We start from the raw sequence: 2,563 nt of genomic DNA, 5'->3' as shown, positions 1-2,563 counted from the left end.
TTCTAATCCTATTGAATTGATATACTTTTTCATGTCTAGCAAAGAAAAACCTTGTTTCTCTATTTTTGCTTTATCACCATGTTTGAACATAAAATCAAACACTTCACTTTCATTAATTTCAATGTCGTAATGAAATGTCATTAATGAGGCAACTGCAGCTGCACCACAGCTAAAATCATATTGCTGACGATGAACATCACCAAACAACTGCTCTTGGTAGCTTTTCACTTTAACGTTATATCCACCTCTACTAGGAAAGTAGTCTAATGCTAAAACAGAAAAACTGGTGGTTATGCCTAATAATATCGCTATCGATTTATTCATAACAACAACACCCAAGATTTACAATACACCGATTGTGCCAGTTAAATAATGAAAAGAAGGGCCTATTCCTAGGCCCTTTCTCGATCTTATTGTGAGCCAACCAACGCTGCATTGGTACTTGTTGTTTGTTGCACTAATGAATTATTACCAACGTTTTGACCAGCGATGTTAATACCTGATGCGCCGCCGAACGAATCATTCATTGAGTTCATTTGCTCAACTTTTACGACAGAGTCACTACCTTCGCTACTACCACCACGACCACGGTAACCTTTATCACCATGTTCACTACAGCAGGCACCGCCATAAGTTACAGATGCGCCCATCACGTCACCTTCTAACTTACTTTCAGCTAAGTAATGATCAATATCTATATCAATATCAACTGCTTTTGATGCATCCCACTGACTATTGTCATAGTACATATGAGAATTATCACTGTTGTCAGTTTTTACAACACTCTCGTCGTTACCAATGTCTGACATATAAAGCAGATCGTTATCTTGGTTACCGCTGTAATCGACTTCTTTTGATTTGCTATATTCTGATGTGTAGGATTTATCTACATCTACATTGCCTGAACCATCAATATCTGCATATTCTGATTTAGATTTGTCGAAATCATAGGTCGCATCTTTATTAAAAGAGTCTTGAACTAATACATCAACATTATTTGCATTTTGGGTATTATCTTCATCTGCCAAAGCAAATGGAGATGCCATTACTACTGCTACTACAAGTGCGATATTAGTTTTACGCATGTTATTACTCCAAATATGTTGTGTGCATTGTTTTTATTATTTACATCACATCTAAGCGCTGAGTTATTTCAGCTTATTATCTGTAGTCATTAATAAATGACGAAGTAATGTTGTTAGTCCCTGCAAAGGCGTAACTCAATAAGTGTTGAGAAACGGGCTGGTATAGTCACATACCAGCACATAGATAAACTAACAGGTTACTTCAATGTCAGGTTTACTACGGTAGCATTCTGAATCAATACATTATTGCCCGTATTTTGTACTACACTAAAAACCCCTGACGAATCGGCAAATGAGCCAGAATCAATAACATTATCGCCAGTGGTATTATGGTATGCACTATTACCTGCAACATCGCCGTCCATCTCTGAGTGAGCCTGCATATTGTCAATTTGAATCTCGTAATTAGTTCCGCGAGATTGACCCATTAAATCATCAGAAATCATGTCAGAGCTTGTTAGAATATCCAACTCATCTGCAACTGCCCCACTAGATAATAAAACAGCAGCAATCAGCGTTAAATATTTCATAACATCCTCCTGAGAGTTACTCTTGTTTACCAGCAACTCTCAGCTTGTTTGTTACCGGCCGAAGTTAAAAATTAACTAGTATAAAATGGCATTTGTACTAGCACTTTGTTGAACCAACGAGTTATTACCCGCATTTTGACCCGCCATGTTAATACCCGATGCGCCAGCAAATGAGTTGTTCATTTCATTTGATTGCGTCACCATGACTTCACTCATACCACCGCCACTACCACCACTGCCATAACGACCACCACGCTCACCGTAACCACTGTCACAACAACCACCGCCGTATTTCACTGAACTCTGCGCGACAGAACCATCAAGCTCTGCTTTAGAAACAAAGTGATTGGTATCCATATCGATATGCCAATCTTGGCTGTAATCGTGAGTACTATTATCTTCCCAGTGCTTACTATTATCACTATTATCGGTATAACGATGGCTACGATCGTTATCGATGTTATGCATTAATAGCGCATCGTTGTCTTGGTTATAGCTGTCTTTTACTGTGTAAGAATGATCGACAGTATGTTTCGCATCATAATGTGCGTCATAATTAAATGAATCTTTCACAGAAAGGTCTTTGTCATGCGAAGATGTATACGTTACTGTTTTATCGTAATTACCACTGTTATCGATAGTGTAAATTTCATTACCTACGTCATTTTTATTTGTGACATCACCAGCAGCTACTGGGCCGCCACCATAACCATCATCATAATCACCGCCGCCGCCTTGGTAATCACTACCACTGTCGTCATATCCACCTTGGTGACCATCCGCTAGAGCTAACGGCGAACTAACAAGTACTGCTACTAATAGTGCGAGATTTGTTTTACGCATGGTATTACTCCAAATATGTTGTCTTGTTATTTTTCTAGTAACTCGCAATGTTTTCTGCGAGATACATTAAATCTAGTCACCACCAAGTTTTGAACTGTATTAATT

Annotated in this window: 4 protein-coding genes; all 4 read right to left on the bottom strand. The window is 38.5% G+C overall.

What is annotated here, in order from left to right:
* On the bottom strand, positions 1-324 hold a 324-nt coding region (locus tag ASV53_RS23570), incomplete at its 3' end, for a C39 family peptidase (protein WP_369126372.1).
* An 86-nt stretch (positions 325-410) separates the two neighbouring features.
* Positions 411-1,085, bottom strand: a complete 675-nt coding sequence (locus tag ASV53_RS23565) for a hypothetical protein (protein WP_094958936.1) — start codon at positions 1,083-1,085, stop codon at positions 411-413.
* Positions 1,086-1,282: 197 nt separating this feature from the next.
* The gene (locus ASV53_RS23560; RefSeq protein WP_062687668.1) at positions 1,283-1,615 is read right to left on the bottom strand and encodes a hypothetical protein; all 333 of its coding nucleotides are present in this window, start codon (positions 1,613-1,615) and stop codon (positions 1,283-1,285) included.
* Between the two features lie 75 nt (positions 1,616-1,690).
* Positions 1,691-2,458 (bottom strand): hypothetical protein, encoded by a 768-nt coding sequence (locus tag ASV53_RS23555; protein WP_094958935.1) that lies wholly within the window; start codon positions 2,456-2,458, stop codon positions 1,691-1,693.
* Positions 2,459-2,563: the final 105 nt, after the last annotated feature.

The organism is Photobacterium sanguinicancri, from assembly GCF_002265265.1.
GTDB lineage: Bacteria > Pseudomonadota > Gammaproteobacteria > Enterobacterales > Vibrionaceae > Photobacterium > Photobacterium sanguinicancri.
Note: the sequence above shows the minus strand (reverse complement) of the source record. Positions and strands in the feature narration are given on the sequence as shown.